This is a genomic window from Pedobacter insulae (genome assembly GCF_900113525.1).
Lineage (GTDB): Bacteria > Bacteroidota > Bacteroidia > Sphingobacteriales > Sphingobacteriaceae > Pedobacter > Pedobacter insulae.
Genome location: NZ_FOPP01000020.1, coordinates 1 through 2572 on the forward strand (window position 1 = coordinate 1; position 2572 = coordinate 2572).

The 2572-nt window shown below is 43.8% G+C and carries 2 protein-coding genes; both read left to right on the forward strand.

All coding sequences use genetic code 11. The features are described 5' to 3' along the window. Nucleotides 1-175 precede the first annotated feature (175 nt). Nucleotides 176-1729, forward strand: coding sequence for an IS21 family transposase (istA, locus tag BM207_RS18975; RefSeq protein ID WP_090998336.1), 1554 nt, complete (start codon nt 176-178; stop codon nt 1727-1729). A 54-nt stretch (nt 1730-1783) separates the two neighbouring features. After that, on the forward strand, nt 1784-2488 hold the full coding sequence (istB, locus tag BM207_RS18980; RefSeq protein WP_262497216.1) for an IS21-like element helper ATPase IstB: 705 nt from the start codon (nt 1784-1786) through the stop codon (nt 2486-2488). The last annotated feature ends 84 nt before the right edge of the window (nt 2489-2572 follow it).

Consider the following 2572-nt stretch of genomic DNA (forward strand, 5'->3'; position numbering starts at 1 on the left):
TGGATATTACGGTTCGAATAGTGCCAGCTATTTCGGTCTGTTAGTGCCAGCGATTACGGTTTAAATGATGCCACTTTAATGGTTTAGTTTTTATCCCTATCCATTTTTACGGTTCGAATTGTGCCACTTTAAAAGATCAAGAAAGAATTACCTTATCGCTCTTAAATACAGCGATATGGCCAACAAACTTGATCCGATGGACTTAAAACAAATACTCACATTACATCTGGAGGGTTACAGCAACCGTAAAATAGGTTCTGTTCTCGGTATTTCCCGCAATACAGTCAATACCTATATGCAACTCTTTGCTGGTAGCGACTATTCATGTCAGGAGCTTTTGGGGTTGGATACCCCTGCTTTATCCGAACTATTCTCATCACATACCACACTAGACCCGGTACGCCATAATGAGCTCATGCTTTACTTTGAGGGGGTCAACAAGGCCCGGAACCACCCTGGGTTTACCTTTCTTTATCATTATCAGCAATATGTTGAGCTAGCAGCAGAGCCCTACAGTTATACGCAGTTTCTTGAGCATTTCCGCCGTAAGTACCCTAAGGAAAAAGGCTCAATGAAACTTCAGCACGTCGCTGGCGAAGAAATGTTCATAGACTTCGCTGGTAAAAAGCTGCAGATCATCGATAAGCAGACCGGGGAGATTGCTCCAGTGGAAGTATTTGTAGCCATACTTCCATGCAGCCAGTACACCTATGTTCAGGCATGCATGAGCCAGAAACGCGAAGACATGCTATCCTGTTGTGCAAACGCCTTACGTTTCTATAGTGGATCTCCTAAAGCTATCGTGTCGGACAACCTAAAGTCCGCAGTTAATAGATCCAGTAAATATGAGGCCGATGTCAACCGTAGCTTTAAAGACTTTGCGCGCCATTATAACTGTGTCATTAATCCCACCCGTAGTTATTCTCCCCAGGACAAGGCGCTGGTTGAGAATGCGGTGCATTTGGTCTATCAGCGTATTTATTATCCGTTACGGGAGATGACTTTCTTCTCACTGGAAGATCTTAACAGGGAAATTGCCCTCTTATTGGAGCGTTACAACAATCTTTTGTTCAAACGAAAAGAATCCAGCCGTATTGAACTCTTCCAGAGTATTGAACGTCAGTATCTCAAAGAGCTGCCGCGTGATAGCTATGAAATGAAAGACTATAAAAGAGCCAAGGTACAGAAGATGGGCTACGCATACTTTTCTCCCGACAAGTGTTACTATAGTGTTCCCTATCGGTATATCGGAAAGGAGACCATGATCCATTACACCAGGAGCCGTGTTGAGATCTTTTATAACCATGAAAGGATTGCGCTGCATCAGCGCAACCTTAACAAGGGCAGTTATATCACCAACACCGATCACCTGAGCAGCACACATAAGTTCTACTCGGAGTGGAGTCCTGAGTTCTTCAGAAAAAAGGCGTCGCCACACGGTGAATATGTTCTGGCCTGCATAGAAAAAGTACTGGCCTCGCAGGATTACCCAGAAATAAGCTATAAGCGCTCTTTGGGCATTATCCAGCTAAACCGCTCTTATGGCTCCGAGCGGCTCAATAATGCCTGCAAACGTGCTTTAGCTACAGATAGCTGCTCTTACCTGCGCATAAAGAACATCCTGAAAAACAATATGGACAGACTCCCGCTATTTGATGACCAGGTCGAACCCATAAAACCGCATATACCTCTTCATAGCAATATACGCGGTGCTTCCGCATATGAATAATACAATCAAAAAAATCAGAAAATGAACAATCAGACAGTTGAAAAACTACGTAGCATGCGCCTGGGGGCCATGGCTCAATTACACCAACAGTATGTAAAGGAAAACAGGTTCGAAGGCATTACATGCGACGAATACCTGGCCCTACTTACCGATCATCAGTGGGAAGACCGGGAGAACAACAAAATTGACCGGTTACTGAAACTGGCAAACTTTAGGCAGAACGCTAGTCTTGGCGATATCAACTATGCCAGTGAAAGAAATCTGGACAAGAATATGTTCGCACGCCTTGGTACACTGGACTTTACACTGCGAAAGGAAAACATCATTATATGTGGCGCTTCCGGTACGGGAAAAAGCTATCTATCACAGGCTCTTGGACATCAGGCATGCATTACGGGAGTAAAAACACTCTATACAGTAACTGCCAGACTGATCAAAAAGTTGAAATTGAGCAAAGTTGACGGAACCTACCTCAAGGAACTGGAAAAACTAACTAAAATGGAGCTGCTGATACTGGATGACTTTGGCCTGCAGGCTTTCGATAATCAGGATCGGGAAACACTGATGGATATTATAGACGATCGGCATGGTAAAAGATCAACTGTAATATCCTCCCAGATACCGGTCTCGGCATGGTACGAAATCATCGGTGGTGAAGGAACTATTGCAGATGCGATATTGGATCGGATTGTAAACTCATCACACCGGATTGACCTGAAAGGTGAGTCCCTCAGAAAAGGAATATTGAAAAAGGAATAATCCCAGCTTTTTTATATAATTGTATGATCTTTTAAGTGGCACGGTTTGACCAAAATCACTGGCATCATCACTCCGAAATACTCA

What these genes read in the sequence shown, in the direction of transcription:
- istA (WP_090998336.1), top strand. Translation starts at nt 176, where the DNA reads ATGGCCAACAAACTTGATCCGATGGACTTAAAACAAATACTCACATTA.
- istB (WP_262497216.1), top strand. Translation starts at nt 1,784, where the DNA reads ATGCGCCTGGGGGCCATGGCTCAATTACACCAACAGTATGTAAAGGAA.